The organism is Paenibacillus sp. P22 (assembly GCF_000469945.2).
GTDB lineage: Bacteria > Bacillota > Bacilli > Paenibacillales > Paenibacillaceae > Paenibacillus_O > Paenibacillus_O humicus.
In genome coordinates this window covers 1-14,601 of the sequence record NZ_CBRA020000114.1, presented here as the reverse complement: position 1 = coordinate 14,601, position 14,601 = coordinate 1, and the positions used below count along the sequence as shown (strand labels likewise).

Below are 14,601 nucleotides of genomic sequence, written 5' to 3'. Positions count from 1 at the left end.
CGATCCCCAATGCGATCTCGACTATGTGCCTCTTCACGCGCGCAGGCGGAGCTCCATGCCGGCCTGTCCAATTCCTTCGGCTGCGGGGAGTCCGGAGTCTCCTCCGGCCTCCGGCAGCTCGCCGGGAGGCGTGCCGGCTCCGGCAGTTCCGGGAACCGGAGCACCGGGAATGCCGGGAGTGCCGTCTGTTCCCGATCCCGGTCCTTCTGTGCCGGCGCCATCTCCAACGATGCCGCCGGGTTCCGGCAATCCGCCGGTGACCGTGCCTCCTGCGCCGACTCCTGCGCCGACACCTGCGCCGCAGCCCTCCGTGCCGCAGAAGGATATCCAGAATGCGGCGGAGGACAAGCTCAACAGCCTGCTGGTGCAATGCCAGAACAAGCTGATGGATGCCGCGTTCCGGTACATGCAGTCCGGCAGCGCGGAGGCGAAAAGCAAGATTCGCGCGGAGGGAGAAGCCGCGCTGGCCGAATGCGACCGCAGCTTCGAATCCATTATGACGGACACCAAAACCAAGCTGGAAGCAGGCGGGTATTCCACAGCGATTCTCGCGACTTACCGGAGTATGTACGAGGAGCAGAAGGCGATCGGGGTGAAAATGCTCGACAACATGATGCAGAAGCCTTGATCGCCGCAGCTCCGGCATGGAAGGAGTGGAAGGCATGGAAATGCAGAAGAAAAGGAAGAAGCGCCGGCGCCGAAGCAGGAAGCCTCGAAGCTGGAGCCTTGGCAAGCTGGCCTTGGCAGCCGTCATGGCTGCGGCGCTGGTGCCGGCCGTAACGGGATATATGCATCATCGTAGTCTGGGCGCCGGCGCAGGAGAGACGGCAGTCGCTCCTCGGCCGGAAGCGAGCAAGGACAGCCCGTCGGAAGCTTTCCCGATGGACCGCGAACCGGACCGCCTCGCTCCGGCGGGGGCAGGCCTCCCCAGCGGGCAGGCTCCTCTCCCTGGGGAAAAGGATCCGGCATCCGCAGCCGCCGGCAGCGTCAGCGGAAAAGCCGGAAGCGGCACGGCTTCGCCTGCGCCGGAAATGTCTCCCTCGCCGATGGCGGAGCCGTCTCGGCCGGGAGCTTCGGCCGCGGGAGAGAAGCAGCCTCTTCCGGCCGCATCGCCGCCGGCCAGCGAGACGTCCGATGGTCAGGGAGAGGCAGCGGCGGCTGCCGATGAAGAAGTCCGCGCCTATGAGAATAAGCTGGCTGCCTTACAGAAGCAGTGCGTAAGCGAGGCGGGAAGCGTGCTGGAGCTCGCTGGAGCGAAGTCGGACGCGATCCGCAGAGGAGAGCTCGACCAGGAGGGAGCCGCCAAGGCCGCCGCCGAGCTGAACGAAAAGATGAACGAGGCGCAATCCTCCTGCGGCAGCCGCTTCAAAGGGCTGATCCAGGAGGCGGAGCAGGCTTCCGTTCCGTCCGGGAAGCGGCAGCAGTGGGAAGAAAGCTATGAAGCGTCCAGCAAGCTAACGCGGGCCAGCTTGACGGAGCGGCTGAAAGGGCTGAAGCAGGCGGGCGGCTGATCGGCGAAGAGAGCACCTCTTCCGGACTGCCGGCGCCGATCGTCTTATTCAGCAAAAAAAACCGGCAGGCTGCAATCAGCCGTTGCCGGTTTCGTCTTTGCGCAAGCTGCGTTCCCTTACGACTCGTTCAATGAGCAGTCGGATCAGATCGACGTCCTCGGTCTCGAGAGGAATGCCGTCCCAGTGAAGCTGCTGGAGATTGAGCCATTCACGGGCGTTGCTGGTCGGTTCTGCAGGCTCCGAGAGATCGGTCAGTCCAAGCAGGTAGTCGGATGTCGTCTGCAGCCGCCGGGCGATGGTGTGGATGGATTCAAGCGTAGGCTGGCGATAGCCGGATTCATAGCCCGCATAAGTGCTCTTGGCTACGCCGACGTAATCGGCTACTTCCTGCATGGTCAGCTTTCTCTTCTTGCGCAGCTGCTTCAGTCGTTTCGCGAACATTTCTCACCATCCCCCTTAAGGACAATATGACCCTGTCTAGCTGCCGAGGCTGCAAGTCGTCGCAGGCGATTATAAGTGCAGGACAATTCTATGTAATCTACTAACCTCATTATAGCACGGCATGCGGCAACATGCACCTAGAAAAATAGGTCGTTGGAATCACTACAGTAAGACTATATTCACTGTTCATAAAGCGATTATAAGATACGGAATATCGTTATCGGTTCTTTGTTTTTTCAATTTATCCTAGACAATATCCGTAATCACGGCCGTATTCGGAATGAATGAGGAGAATTGGGGCTTGGCTTCAAGGAAAGCGATTGGAAGGAATGGAAGAGTCAGTAGGTTGAAAGTCCTATTATGGAGGGCGAATGGAGCCGGAGCGAGCCAGAATATCGAAATTAAAAGCAGGCTTCCGCCGGCATATTTAACGCAAGTGGCCGTTTATGGTATGCTTTGGTTAGATAGTTGTACGAACGGAGCGTATTCATTCATGGACACCAAACAATGCGCCGCGTGCGGCCGCGATAAACCCGAGGGGGCCTTTCCCAAGCGTACCGGCCGAAACGGCAGACGGGGCACTTGCCGCGCTTGCCAGCGCCGGCGCAAGCGCGGAACCGACGAGAGCGGCAGCGCCATGCAGGCGCCTCCCGCTTCGCTCATCCTGCCGTCCCAGCCGGTGCTGTCTCCCTCGATCGTGATGGCTCCCTCCGTGGAGATTCATGCCCCGTCGGAGACGTCTTCCGCGGCGGCGGAGCAGGCAGGCGGGCTGGCCAAGCGCAAGCGCAAGCGGCGCCGGCGGCGCAAAACCCGCAAGGCGGCGGTGACGGCACATTCCCATACTCCCGGAACACGTCTGCCGTTCAAAGCCATCAAGCCGTTCAAGGGCTCGTTCACGTACGATCCTTCGCTGCTGAACGACCGGGGCACCGGCATGATCCAGCTTCGGGGCCGGCGCGAAAGCGGCAAGCGCTGGCATACGGAGATCGACCGCGATATCGCCGTGCGCATGGTGCAGGAGGGAGCGGCCGGCATTCTCCATCCGAGGCTGATCCACAAGCTCTATACGAAGAGCGATTTCAGGCTGCTCATTCTCCAGAGGGACAATTATGTCTGCCATTACTGCGGTCGTTTCGGCGATACGATCGACCATGTTTTTCCGAAGTCGAAGGGCGGCCTCAGCACCCCGGCCAACTGCGTGTGCGCCTGCTCCGAATGCAATCTCAAAAAAGCGGACACGCTCCCCGATTATCTCTGATCCACCCATACGCTGCAGCCGCCCGGCTATTCGCCGGACGGCTTTTTTTCATGCCCTCGGCAGCGCGGCTTCCGTCGGTTAGAAATTTCTCATCCGGCTCTCATCGAGCGCTGTCGGAAAGGCCGGAAAGCCGCGCGACGGCTCGATCCGGCCGCATGAGAACGACTGCCGGAAAGGATGCGCGGAGTGCCGGTTCCCAGAATCTTACTAGCCAAACCTGAAGTGGGGCGTGCTAGGATAGGGTTGTCCGGCAAGCTCGGGACGACACCAACTAGAATCTTCGCCGACGCGGAGAAAATCAGGAGGAGAATTTACGTGAACAAACGCACTTTTCTAGCGATAACAGTAGCAGCAGGCGTCGCCCTTTCCGGTACGGCCGGTTATGCGGGCACAGCCCAGGCGGCGGCAACCAAGCCCGCATATCAATCTTATACCCTTCAGCAAATGCTCAGCTCGTACGGGGTAGATTTCCAGGATCTTTTGAATAAACTGGAGCAAGGCGGCTTCATCGTGAAGAAGCCGGTTCCGACGGCAACCCCGGCGCCAACGGCACCGGCCAAGACACCTGCGCCGACGGCGACTCCGGCACCGGTCAAAACACCTGCGCCAACGGCGACTCCGGCACCGGTCAAGACGCCGGCTCCTACCGTGAAGCCTACTCCAACACCGGCTCCTGCAACGAACCCGGGATCCGGCCAGCAGGGAGCGAGCGATACGTCCTCTTATGCGCAGCAGGTCATCAACATCGTGAACCAGGAGCGCGCCAAGGTCGGTCTTGGAGCTCTTACGAGCGACACGCAGCTGACGAAGGTCGCGCTCGACAAAGCCAAGGACATGTACGTGAACAACTACTTCTCCCACACGTCGCCTACGTACGGCTCTCCGTTCGATATGATGAAGGCTTACGGAGTCACGTACAACTATGCGGGAGAGAACATCGCCAAAGGACAGCGCACGCCTCAAGAGGTCATGACCGCATGGATGAACAGCGAAGGCCATAAGGCGAACATCCTGAAGTCGAACTACACCAAGATCGGCGTGGCGTATTACAACGGCGTCTGGGTTCAGGAATTCAAAGGCTGATTATCAGCCATCTAGAAGGCTCCCCGTTCTGACGGGGGGGCCTTTTTGTGCTTGGCGGAATAGGTTTCCTGAAAAGAAGCACGGCCGGGCCGCGAGTCGTCGACGCCATCCGGAAAAGGCCCTTTTCGCCCTTCGCAGGCTCCATTAGAATTTTTTCATTCCGCCGGGAGGGCGGCCGGCGCCTCTGCGCCCATCCCCTTCTGCCGCATGGGATTCCGCTGCCTCAGGGAAAAATGAGAGCCTTTCATAATTGCTTCCTGTCAGTTTTTGGACGGTCCACGGCGTTAAAGGCTGTGTTATTCTGAGTCCCAACGAGTTGCCGCGGACTCACATAACGGTTCCAAGCTGCATAGGGACCGCCGAACTGGAGGACATAATGACAATGACGATGACGATGAAAAAACGGATGACATCCCTGCTGCGCCCGATCGGAAGGACAGCTGCCGCTTTGCTGGCAGGAGCCGTGATCTGGACCAGCGCCTCGCCAGCATTTGCCGCCACGGATTATATCGCCAAGGACGGCGATACGTTCTGGAGCCTGTCGAAGCAATTCGGCGTTTCGCTGAACAAGCTGATGTCGTTCAACCAAGACGTCGAGGCCACGAACATCTATGCCGGACTTACGCTCTCGATACCTGCCACCGATGCGGCCAATGCGGCTGCCGGAGCCGCGATGAAGGCCAATGCGGCTGCCGGAGGCATCCAGCTGCTCTCCAAGGAAGACGGAGCCAAGCAAGTGATCGCACCCAACGGAGCCTCCTATCAGGTGGCGAAAACGCTGAACATCAAAGCGACGGCTTATACGTCCGCCGCATCGGAGAACGGCAAGTGGGGAGCAGTCGACTACTTCGGCAACCCGCTCAAGGTCGGAACGGTCGCCGTTGATCCGAAGCAGATTCCGCTCGGAACGAAGCTGTACATTACCGGCTACGATTACGAAGGCCTTCCAGCAGGAGGCATGATTGCGACGGCTTCGGATACCGGCGGCGCCATCAACGGCCAGCGCATCGACATCTTCGTGCCGGGGACGACGGCTCAAGCCCAGAACTTCGGCTTCCAATATGTCAAGGTTCATGTACTGAAATAGCAGCAGTTCAACCGGTTCCTTTCATGGGGCCGGTTTTTTTATGCCGAAGCTCTCAGCCTTTAATCGTACAGCTTGAATTCCTCTACGGCCTCCGATTCACCGAGGAGCTCGGGCACCGTAACCAATTCGTATCCCTTCTGGCGCAGCATGGCGATTATTCGGGGCAGCGCATCCAGCGTTCCGCTCAAATCCTCTCCGGTTCCGCCTCCGGCATGCTGCAGAATGATGCTTCCGGGGACGAGTGTGCGCTTTACATTGCGGATAATGGCTTCGGCGCCGAGCCCTTTCCAATCCTCCGTGTCCACGTTCCAGTTCACGACGAAATATCCGTGTCCCTGCGCCCAGCCGAGCTGCTCCGGCTTGATCTCCCCGTAAGGCGGACGCATGAAGCGGGGAGTGAAGCCGAGCTGGGGAAGCAGGATTTTATCCGTACGGCGGATCTGCGAAATGAATTCCTCCAGGGAGAGACGGGCATAGGAAGTGTGATTGTAGGAATGGCTTCCGACCGCATGGCCTTCCATCCGGATCCGCTGCACCATATCCGGATGGGCGGCGGCGCGCTGTCCGACCAGGAAAAAGGTCGCTCTGACATGCTCTCTTGCCAGAATGTCAAGCACACGAGGCGTGTAGTAGTTGTCGGGCACGTCGTCGAAAGTAAGCGCGGCACGCTTCGGAGAAGCCGGTCCTCTAGTGGCGAAGGCTCCTGGATATCGGCTCGACAGAGCCGCCCACGATACGGTTGCGCGCCGCTGCTTCCGTTTCTTGGACGAAGAATCAGGATGGGAGAGGCTGGATTCAGCGCCTGCTGTCCATGCCGCGACGGCCTTGGTCACGGCCGAGGAGGACATGCTGCCATCGGCCGAATTCGGCGCCTGCATCAGCAGGACGGCCGCCATGACGAGGCATGCTGCCGCGGGCCGTGCAATCAGCATCTTGCGGAACGCGTCCAAGCGGCTTTTACTGCGCTTCAAGCATCATCTCTCCTTCCGGACGGAATGGGCGGCAAGCCCGCTCAAGCATTGGGATTCCTGCCGGTACATGATTCCCTGAGGAAGGTTGAATCATTCCTGCGGACAGGGCGGAGGGACAAAAAAAGCCCCCGGATTTCCCGGAGGCTTGAGGCTGCTAAACTTTGAACACTTGAATCGTCCGCTGAAGCTGGGACGCCATCTGCTGCATCCGCCCGGTTTCCTCGACGACGGTCTGGATGGCTTCGATCTGCTCGTTCATAGCGGCGGATACTTGCTGTGTTCCAGCCGCGGATTGCTGCGTAATGGCGGATATGTTCTGGATGGCCGAGGAGATCAGGCGAGCGCTTTCCTGCATGCTTTCGCTTTCTTTGGAGAAGGTGTGGATCTGTTCGGAAATGAACTGCACGCTGGAGACGATCTCGCTGAAGATCTGTTCGGTCTCCTTGATCATCTCGGATTGAAGCTGGACGGCCTGCTCGTTGATCTTCATGTTCGACGCCGCTTCCTTTACGCCCTGCTCAATCCCTTTGACCAGATGGAAAACCTCCTTGGTCGAAGCGGTCGATTCCTCGGCCAGCTTGCGGACTTCTTGGGCGACGACCGCGAAGCCGAGTCCGTGCTCCCCTGCGCGCGCCGCTTCAATAGAAGCATTGAGGGACAGCAGGTTGGTCTGCTCCGCCAGATCCGATATCGTCCTCGTAATGGAGGAGATGCCTACGGCTGCTTCGGAGAGCTTGCTGATGGCCGCCGATACCTGGGTCGCCGCTTCTTCTGTCCGGCGGGTTCCTTCCGCCTGGGTCTCGACGGAGTGGCGTCCCTTCTCGACCAGGCGCATCGCTGCTTCCGAGCGCTCATTCATCAGGCGGCTGGATTCCGCATAAGCGGAAACCTTCGTTTCAATATCGCGGATGGAATCCGTCATGTCCCCGACCTCGCCGGAGATCTCGTTGGCTCCGGTCGCAAGCTCTCCCGCTGACGAGGCCACTTGCTCCATGACGTTTTTGACCTGGCGGTTTTTCTCGAAGATGCCGGTGCTCGTCTCGCCAACCGTACGGCTGATCTTGGAGGTGTCGACAAGAATGTCCCGGAGCTTTTCGATCATGCTGTTGAAGGAATGGCCGAGCTCGCCGAGCGAGGAGCTGGAGGCGTCGACCTTCTGCGTGAAATCTCCCTTCGCGATGCGGTAGGCGACGGCGGTCATCTCCTCGATGGAGCCCATAAGCGAGCGCTCGATGATCTGGGAGAGCGGATATGCGGCCGCAGCGCAGACGGCGATCGTGACGAGGGCCGGCCACAAGGCGGAACCCGCAACCAGCTCGAAAACAAGGCTTACAAGACTGAATGCAACGACCATGCCGTACAGGGCGTACCGGATTCTGCTTTTGACGGAAAGAGAATTGTACCATTCCATGAAAATCGCTCCTTATCGATAGGAAAAATGAAGGCTATGTATGTAAGATGGAAAGGGAAAAACAAGGGGAAATAGGTCTTTTGAATTATCCATATTATAACATTGTACAGAGGCAAAGGTCTATAATTGTCGAATTTCTATTGAAAAACAGGGAATACAGACCCGGATAATCGTAGAATTTTATCATATTTTGTAAAAATTTAGTTGATGGCTGGTAATGGATGTCCTATAATGTCGCTACAGACCTCCTAGAAGCGTTTTGACCAAGATGCCCCGACAACAGGGGAACGGAATTCAAGGCAGGGAGGTGACATTAATGAATTCATATGGTTCTGCGCCGCTGGCCAGACAAGTCGACTATGTATTCCGCCAGCTGGAGACGGAGCTTACGCATGCTTCCGCAGGCACCGTGCTTATCCATATCCGTAATAATACTGTCGGCAAATACGGCATCCGGCATAACCCCATCGAGCTAAAAAATAATTCGGCCTCGTTCTCGCCGAAAGGGCTGACGGCAGCCCAGGTGCAGGAATTCCGGCATATGGCGGTCGAAGCCCTCAAGCACAAGAAGGAATGGACCCACGGAGAGATTTTGTACGACTTCTCGGTCCGTCAAGGAACGGCTTCCAGCTGGTCCGCGAGCATGCTTTGCGAATCGAACTATAATTTGGCGAGTTCCCCGTTCCGGTTCGAGCCCAAGCATCCGAAGCTGTACGAGCGCAAGGAAGCGGCCGAAGAGTAGCCGAACGGATGATTTCGCCATCCACATGATCTCTTCGTTTCTCTACATCGCAACGCCCCCAAAAGAACAGCCTTTGTCCTCATCGGACAAAGGCTGTTCTTTTCTGATGGAGTTTGCGCCGGCATGCGGCGCCTTCGAGCCCGTACGGTTATTAGCGCGTGCGTCCGGCGCTGCCGGAGAGCTGCTGCTCGGCGATTTCAACGAGGCGCTTCGTTATGTAGCCGCCGAGAGAACCGGCATCGCGGGTAGCCATATTGCCGTAGTAGCCGTCTTGCGGGATTTGGATGCCGAGTGCTTGCGCAGCTTCGAATTTCATTTGCTCAAGCGCTGCTTGGCAGCCTGGAACGACGAGGCGGTTGGTGCGGGATCCTGCCATGGAATTCACCTCCTAAGTGGTCTGGAGGTAGTATGCTCACATTGTTTCCAAATATATGCATCGGAAAATTCGCATGCGCCATTTCTCTCCATAACGAAGGAGATTTCAATTAAGAACGGGAATGCGGCGACGGCGGCAGGGCCGATTTTTCTCCGGAAACAGGAGCGGATGGGGAGGAAAGAGGCTGGCCGCCGCCGTGATCGTGAATTCCCTTCTCCTGCTGCCAGTCTGCCGGACTGCCTTGATCGGGCAGCATGCCGAGCAGAAGGGGAAGGAGGAAAAGGGCGTACATGGCCCATTGAAGCGGGCCCGTCTTTCCCGGCGAATGAGCGCCGCAATCGCAGTCGGCCTGGATATCGTTGCCCTGAAGCAAGGCGATGGCGGCGTACAGCTGGCATAAGGCCATGGCATACAGCGCAATTGCCGACAGCTTGATTCCTGCGAATGCGCCGGATGCGACGAACTGATGCAGCGAGTCTGTCTTGGCCAGGCCCGTCATATAGAGTGCGAACAAACCCATGATGAAGGCGCGCGCGAGCTGGTGGAGGACTTTGGTACGGTATTCCGGCTGCAAGCGGATCAGCCTCCTCTCGCAATGGGATTTTATCAGGACTTAGGACAAGAACAGCGCTTCGACGATCCAGGAGCCGGCCAGGACCAGCAGGGCTGCGGAAGCTGCCGCCGTAAGGACGAAGCGGGCGCGGAACGAGGCCAGCAGCATCATCAGGCTTTTGAGATCGACCATCGGTCCGAAAACGAGGAAGGCCAGCAGCGCGCCATGCTCGAAGCTGCCGCCGAAGGAAGCGGCGACGAAGGCGTCGGATGTCGAGCAGAGCGACAGCAGGAAAGCAAGCCCCATCAGGAACAAATGCGAATACAGCTGGCTGCCCCCGAGATCTTCGAGCATGGAGCGGCTGACCGCGGTCTGGAACAGGGCGGCAAGCGCGGCGCCGAAGATGAGGTATTTGCCCATATCGAAAAATTCGTCCGAGGCATGGGCCATCGTGCTGATCAGCCTGCTGCCCGCGGATGCGGGGAGCTCGTCACGCCGCGTCGGCGCAGAGCCGTACATGGAGGCGAGATCGGCTTTGAGCGGATTGCCGCGCATGGATTTCCAGACGATGACGCCTGTCAGCACGGCCACGGCAAAAGCGAGCCCGGTCCGGGCGAAGGCCATTGCCGGCGCATTCCCGAAGGCGCTGTAGGTGGAGTAGAATACGACCGGATTCACGACCGGGCCGGCCAGGATGTACGCGATTCCTGCGCTTGCAGGCATGCCTTTGCGGATGAGGCGGCGGACGACGGGAATCATGCCGCATTCGCATAGCGGAAACAGAATGCCGGCCAGCCCGGCGATCAGAATGGCCGGAAGGGGGCGCGAAGGCATCAGGCGGCGAATCAGCTCGTCCGGCACGAACACCTGCAGGATGGCGGAGAAGAGGACTCCCAGCAGGACGAAGGGAAGAGCCTCGAGAATGATGCCGATAAATACCGTTTTGAACGGCTGGATATCGGCTCCCGATATTCCCGCATCTCTATGGATGATGGCAAAGGCGGCAGCGGCGGCTCCGATGGAGGCGGCTGCGGTCAGGAGCGGAACAAGGCGCTGAGGTGACATGCGAGGCCTTCTTTCTACGGTCCGGCATAGGGCCGATGAGGCCTGTACCAATGTATGCGCGGCTGCCGAGGAGCAGAACGGACGCTCTTGACTTTTGGGGGAAGGAGGCTATAATCGGGGTAAGCAAATGGCTGTGAACAGAAACAAGTAGGCGCTGTAAGCGAAGATTTCCCAAGAGAGCCGGCGGAAGCTGAGAAGCCGGCGGAATCGGAAGGCGCCGAATGGACTCTGGAGCCGGGAGCCAGTCTCCCCGGGCTAATCCCCGTTATCGGATCCAAGGCTGGATGTTTCAGCGAATTAGGGTGGCACCACGGTCTCTCGTCCCTTGCGGAGGAGAGGCCTTTTTGTTTTTTCCATTCCACAATAGGAAGGCTTGGTTCTAATGAAGAAAGTCCTCTCGGGCATACAGCCCAGCGGTCAGCTGACGCTCGGCAATTATATCGGAGCTTTGCAGAATTTCGTCAAGCTTCAAGAAACGCATGAATGCTACTTCATGGTCGTGGATCTCCACGCCATTACCGTACCTCAGGATCCCGAAGCGCTGCGCGAGCAGTCCAAGTCGATCGCCGCGATCTACCTCGCCGCAGGCATCGATCCGGAACGCGCGTCCATCTACATGCAGTCGCATGTGCGCGCTCACGCCGAGCTGGGCTGGATTTTGACGACGCTGACCTCGATGGGAGAGCTGGAGCGGATGACGCAGTTCAAGGACAAGGCTGCCGGGAAGGATTCCGTGGGCGCAGGCTTGTTCGTCTATCCGTCCCTGATGGCGGCGGACATCCTGGTCTACAACGCCGACCTCGTCCCGGTCGGAGACGACCAGAAGCAGCATCTGGAGCTGACCCGCGATCTGGCGCAGCGCTTCAACAGCCGCTTCGGCGATTTCTTTACCGTGCCGGAGCCCTATATCCCGAAGGTAGGCGCACGCATCATGTCGCTCGACGACGCCTCCAAAAAAATGAGCAAAAGCAATCCGAATCCGGGCAGCTTCATCGCGCTGCTGGATCCGCCCGACGTCATCCGCAAAAAAATCAGCCGCGCCACGACGGATTCGGGCAGGGAAGTCCAGTACGACCTTTCCTCCAAGCCGGAGGTCAGCAATCTGATGGGCATCTACTCGCAGATGTCGGGGCTGTCTCTGCAAGAAGTAGAGGCGAAGTTCGAAGGACAGGGCTACGGTCCGTTCAAGAAAGACTTGGCCGAGCAGATCATCGCCGTCCTGGAGCCGCTGCAGGAGCGTTACCGCGATATCCGCAGCTCCGGCCAGCTCGAGGAAGTGCTGCGCCGCGGCGCCGAGAGAGCATCGGCCGAAGCCGACGCGATCGTTGCGGGCGTCAAGGAAAGAATGGGCTTCCTGAAGCCGTAAGCTGAAAGTCAAAGGAAATGCCAAAAGGGTGCCGTTCTCGGAGCTTGTCCGGGAGGCACCCCTTTTTTATAGCCGGCCTTTCAAGAACGTTTGAGACGCGACTTGAGCATGAAGCCGAGGCCGATGAACACCGTCGTGGCGACGGCGAGCGTAATGGCCAGCCAGGCGCTGAAGCTGATGGAGATTGCGGTCGCTACCATGAGAACGCAGGACAGCAGAGAGTAAATCAAGGCAAGGGGCTTGGACATGGCGGTATGCCTCCCGATTCAGATTAGGATGAGGAAGAAAATTTGAAGAGCCGTAGAATAGAACTTTCGAAACGGAACATAATAAGCTTGCAAGCTTGCAACACACATCAAAGTGCGAACTTCGAAAGGAGCAATTACAATGGCAAGCAACAACAGCGGAAGCAACAGACTGGTCGTGCCAGGTGCAAAACAAGCCCTTGAGCAAATGAAATTCGAAGCAGCACAAGAACTGGGTGTACAAATTCCAGCAGACGGATACTACGGCAACGTAGCAACCCGCGATGCAGGATCCCTCGGCGGCTACATCACGAAGAAACTCGTGCAAATCGCCGAGCAACAACTGTCGGGCCAACAACACCGCTAATAGCGGGAAGATAAACAAGAGGAAGCTCAAGGGAAACCTTGGGCTTTCTTTTTTTGCTGTTCAGGCCTGCGGAAACAAATTAAAAAAGCCCCTCTTATTGTGAAGCAAGGGGCTTCTGCGGTCAACCGCTTCGGGATGCTCTTTTAATGGAAGCAGGCTCAGTAGGTGTTCATGCGCAGCCTCTTCTGCAGCCTTTCGTCGCTCAGCCATCCGACATAGGAGCCGAGCGTGGCGTAATCCTTGTCCATCAGAACGACCGCTACGAACGGGTACTGCTTGCGGTGGCGGTAGCGCACGTCGAACCATCGCACCTCGTAGCCGTACGAATGCTCCAGCACCTCGGAGCAGGCGAACGAGGTGAAATACAGGAACGCTTTGACGGATGCGTCGAACTTCGACTGGTCGATCGCGGGATGCTCCATGCAGCGCGCGCTCCCGGACCATTTGAGCTCGCCCTTGCGCAAGTCGCCGATCATGAAGCTTCCGTCTTCCAGCCGCTTGACGACATTCCAATTGTTCAGCGTTATCGTCGGGATGAGAATATAGGCATCCCCTTCGGCATGGGAATCGTCCAGCGTCGGCAGCTTCCGGGCCACGCTTCGATGGACCTGCGTTCTCCAGATGTAATAAGCGACGAGCAGTCCATACAGAACCGGAAAGATGAGCTGCGGCTGGAAGATTCCGAAAGCCCAGAGCAGCAAGGCGATTGCATGGCCGGCAAAAATAGTCGGATCGAAAATGTGGATGATGTTCCACGAAATCCATTTGTCCGTAAAGGGCCTTGCCGCCTGGGTGCCGTAGGTATTGAAGCAATCGGAGAAAACATGGGCGGATACCGCGAGCAGCACCCACCCGGCCAGATGCAGCCAAGGCAGCGTGCCTTGATAAGCCCAAGCGATCGCTCCCGTTATCAGCGTCGTCCAGATGAGGACAGCGGGCAGGGAATGAGAGGCGCCGCGATGGTTGCGGATGTAGACGGCATTGCTTTTGAGCCGAAGGAAGCCGTCCAGATCCGGAGCCTGCGAGCCGATGATCGTGCCCGCCATCACGGCCGCGAACAGACTCGCGTTTCCTGCGACGGCCGGATCGACGGTCGACAGCCCGGCGAGTCCCAGTCCGGCGACCAGATGCGTTCCTGTATCCAGTCCAAGCACCTCCTGAAGAGTTCAAATGGCTATGGAAGCGGCCCAGACGGCCTAGAAGGCCTTGACGCCCCCGCTTCCGGTCTTTCCATTATGCCCTCGTCGATGGTTTCTTATGTCGGGCTTGGGCTGAGGGCCCGTGTCATGCTAGGATGGAGAAACTTGATGCTGCAAGGAGGAATCGGAATGAATGCCTATGCTTTGATGGTTGAATACCGCATCGAGGAGGAAGCCCGCGCGGACTATCTGGCTTTGATCGGACGGCTGGCAGAAGGCGGCGTGCCTGTATCTCTCTATGAAGGCACGGATCAGCCGAATTTGTTCGTCGAAATTTGGCCGGCAGCCTCGGAGGAGGAAGCGCGGGCATGCCAAGAAGAACGCCTCTCGGAGCGTTCTCCATGGGTTGGCATTGGCGGGATGGTCGCCGGGGGGCGTTCCCGCATCCATGCGTGGACGTTCAAGCCGTCGCTTGGACGCCGGCCATTGGCTTAGCGTTCCGTCTCGGGCGTCAGATTGGAGATCGTCTGGCCTTGGAACTGATACTCGTAGGCGATCGGGCCGTCAAAGGTGACATAGTCGAGATTCAGCGTCAGGAGCAGATAACGCATATTCGTGGCGGGATCGCGGATAATGATATGGTCGCGGCCTGCCGCCTCGATGACGCCGCGGAAAATTTTGGCGTTCCATTCCTTGTTGTTCTCATACGTCATATAGAACGTCGCCATCTTGCTGCGGTTCAAGCGCAGGATGTTCTCGACATACGATTCCTCGCGGGCCGGCACGGTCGTGATCGTTCCGGCGTTAGGCGTAATGACGGAACCGCTCGGCACGCCCGGAGGCATTTGCATGAAGGCGGCTCCCGGAATCATCATGCCGTCGTGGCTGTACATGGCGGCATTGACTCCGCCGACGCCATGCTGGCCGTAGCCCGCAGCCGCTCCGCCCACGGAAGGATGGCCGTAGCCCATGCCGGCGCCGCCGAC

At 58.4% G+C, this 14,601-nt stretch carries 17 protein-coding genes and 1 pseudogene; 9 read left to right on the top strand and 9 right to left on the bottom strand.

The features are described 5' to 3' along the window. Together BN871_RS16200 and BN871_RS16195 are read left to right on the top strand one after the other, a co-directional pair. A pseudogene (locus BN871_RS16200) lies at positions 1-628 on the top strand (hypothetical protein); the annotation flags it as partial. 34 nt (positions 629-662) lie between these two features. Beyond that, on the top strand, positions 663-1,511 hold the full coding sequence (locus tag BN871_RS16195) for a hypothetical protein (RefSeq protein ID WP_048747331.1): 849 nt from the start codon (positions 663-665) through the stop codon (positions 1,509-1,511). 75 nt (positions 1,512-1,586) lie between these two features. Here the strand turns inward: BN871_RS16195 and BN871_RS16190 are convergent, their stop codons facing one another. Next, positions 1,587-1,952, bottom strand: coding sequence for a helix-turn-helix domain-containing protein (locus tag BN871_RS16190; RefSeq protein WP_021879724.1), 366 nt, complete (start codon positions 1,950-1,952; stop codon positions 1,587-1,589). Between the two features lie 493 nt (positions 1,953-2,445). On the opposite strand from BN871_RS16190, the gene BN871_RS16185 reads away from it, so the two are divergent. The 3 genes from BN871_RS16185 (at position 2,446) to BN871_RS16175 (ending at position 5,380) form a co-directional block, all read left to right on the top strand. After that, the gene (locus BN871_RS16185) at positions 2,446-3,210 is read left to right on the top strand and encodes an HNH endonuclease (RefSeq protein WP_048747329.1); all 765 of its coding nucleotides are present in this window, start codon (positions 2,446-2,448) and stop codon (positions 3,208-3,210) included. 315 nt (positions 3,211-3,525) lie between these two features. Next, positions 3,526-4,293, top strand: coding sequence for a CAP domain-containing protein (locus tag BN871_RS16180; RefSeq protein ID WP_232313114.1), 768 nt, complete (start codon positions 3,526-3,528; stop codon positions 4,291-4,293). 376 nt (positions 4,294-4,669) lie between these two features. Continuing rightward, positions 4,670-5,380, top strand: a complete 711-nt coding sequence (locus tag BN871_RS16175; RefSeq protein ID WP_232313113.1) for a 3D domain-containing protein — start codon at positions 4,670-4,672, stop codon at positions 5,378-5,380. 59 nt (positions 5,381-5,439) lie between these two features. Here the strand turns inward: BN871_RS16175 and BN871_RS16170 are convergent, their stop codons facing one another. Both BN871_RS16170 and BN871_RS16165 read right to left on the bottom strand, forming a co-directional pair. Then, complete coding sequence (locus BN871_RS16170) at positions 5,440-6,351, bottom strand: polysaccharide deacetylase family protein (RefSeq protein WP_021879720.1); 912 nt, start codon at positions 6,349-6,351, stop codon at positions 5,440-5,442. A gap of 154 nt (positions 6,352-6,505) precedes the next feature. Beyond that, on the bottom strand, positions 6,506-7,762 hold the full coding sequence (locus BN871_RS16165; protein ID WP_048747327.1) for a methyl-accepting chemotaxis protein: 1,257 nt from the start codon (positions 7,760-7,762) through the stop codon (positions 6,506-6,508). Between the two features lie 316 nt (positions 7,763-8,078). Here BN871_RS16165 and BN871_RS16160 point away from each other — a divergent pair, with 316 nt between their 5' ends. After that, positions 8,079-8,504, top strand: a complete 426-nt coding sequence (locus tag BN871_RS16160; RefSeq protein WP_021879718.1) for a hypothetical protein — start codon at positions 8,079-8,081, stop codon at positions 8,502-8,504. A 151-nt stretch (positions 8,505-8,655) separates the two neighbouring features. Here BN871_RS16160 and BN871_RS16155 read toward each other — a convergent pair whose 3' ends face one another. The 3 genes from BN871_RS16155 to BN871_RS16145 form a co-directional block, all read right to left on the bottom strand. Beyond that, positions 8,656-8,880 carry an alpha/beta-type small acid-soluble spore protein gene (locus BN871_RS16155; protein WP_048747325.1) on the bottom strand — a complete coding sequence of 75 codons (225 nt, stop codon included), beginning with the start codon at positions 8,878-8,880 and terminating at the stop codon, positions 8,656-8,658. A 109-nt stretch (positions 8,881-8,989) separates the two neighbouring features. After that, on the bottom strand, positions 8,990-9,454 hold the full coding sequence (locus tag BN871_RS16150; RefSeq protein ID WP_021879716.1) for a DUF1980 domain-containing protein: 465 nt from the start codon (positions 9,452-9,454) through the stop codon (positions 8,990-8,992). A gap of 39 nt (positions 9,455-9,493) precedes the next feature. After that, a complete protein-coding gene (locus BN871_RS16145) occupies positions 9,494-10,498 on the bottom strand; it encodes a permease (RefSeq protein WP_053086994.1) in 1,005 nt (334 codons plus the stop codon). 382 nt (positions 10,499-10,880) lie between these two features. Here BN871_RS16145 and trpS point away from each other — a divergent pair, with 382 nt between their 5' ends. Beyond that, positions 10,881-11,864: a tryptophan--tRNA ligase gene (trpS, locus tag BN871_RS16140; RefSeq protein WP_048747322.1), complete on the top strand. Its 984-nt coding sequence runs from the start codon at positions 10,881-10,883 to the stop codon at positions 11,862-11,864. Between the two features lie 80 nt (positions 11,865-11,944). Here trpS and BN871_RS28455 read toward each other — a convergent pair whose 3' ends face one another. Further along, positions 11,945-12,112: a DUF5325 family protein gene (locus BN871_RS28455; protein WP_021879713.1), complete on the bottom strand. Its 168-nt coding sequence runs from the start codon at positions 12,110-12,112 to the stop codon at positions 11,945-11,947. 139 nt (positions 12,113-12,251) lie between these two features. Between BN871_RS28455 and BN871_RS16135 the strand changes: the two genes are divergently transcribed. Then, a complete protein-coding gene (locus tag BN871_RS16135) occupies positions 12,252-12,476 on the top strand; it encodes an alpha/beta-type small acid-soluble spore protein (RefSeq protein ID WP_048747320.1) in 225 nt (74 codons plus the stop codon). Between the two features lie 158 nt (positions 12,477-12,634). Here the strand turns inward: BN871_RS16135 and BN871_RS16130 are convergent, their stop codons facing one another. Beyond that, complete coding sequence (locus tag BN871_RS16130) at positions 12,635-13,621, bottom strand: metal-dependent hydrolase (protein ID WP_048747341.1); 987 nt, start codon at positions 13,619-13,621, stop codon at positions 12,635-12,637. A 183-nt stretch (positions 13,622-13,804) separates the two neighbouring features. Between BN871_RS16130 and BN871_RS16125 the strand changes: the two genes are divergently transcribed. After that, positions 13,805-14,110: a hypothetical protein gene (locus BN871_RS16125; RefSeq protein WP_069202456.1), complete on the top strand. Its 306-nt coding sequence runs from the start codon at positions 13,805-13,807 to the stop codon at positions 14,108-14,110. Here BN871_RS16125 and gerQ read toward each other — a convergent pair. Then, entirely contained in the window at positions 14,107-14,508 is a 402-nt protein-coding gene (gene gerQ, locus BN871_RS16120; RefSeq protein ID WP_048747337.1) for a spore coat protein GerQ, read from the bottom strand. The genes BN871_RS16125 and gerQ overlap by 4 nt on opposite strands. Between the last annotated feature and the right edge of the window lie 93 nt (positions 14,509-14,601).